Here is a 400-nt window from a genome sequence, read left to right on the forward strand (position 1 = left end):
CTCCCGACCGAACTCGTCGCATCCGACGAGGCGAGCCTGGTCGCCGCGATTGACCACGCCACCGACGAGTCCCGCCTTGACGGCGGTTCCCTCGTCGCGGCTGCTGGATGGTGCGCCCCATCCGAGACCATTTATGATTTCCTGCCCACCCCGGCTGCGGCGAACCTGTTCTCCCTCCCGGAGATCAGCCTGTCCCGCGGTGGTTTGCGCTACCCGGTGGAGCCGGACTTCTCGACGCTGTACGCCACCAACCGCGGCACCATGACCGAAGCGCAGGCGATCAGCGGCCAGACCAAGGACTGCATCGAGATTCCCTGCGCCGAGATGCAGGAAGTCCGCATGGATGTCCTGTGGACGTGTGTCACGTCGAATCTGCTGGCTAACACCGGCTGGCCGGAGC

1 protein-coding gene is annotated in these 400 nt (G+C 65.8%); it reads left to right on the plus strand.

Annotation, left to right across the window (positions count from 1 at the left end; translation table 11 throughout):
- The coding region (locus ACTNBZ_RS14385; RefSeq protein WP_441210961.1) for a major capsid protein at positions 1-400 on the plus strand (400 nt) is incomplete at both ends.

Origin of the sequence: Pseudoflavonifractor sp. HCP28S3_F10, assembly GCF_052065415.1 — a bacterium.
Lineage (GTDB): Bacteria > Bacillota > Clostridia > Oscillospirales > Oscillospiraceae > Pseudoflavonifractor_A.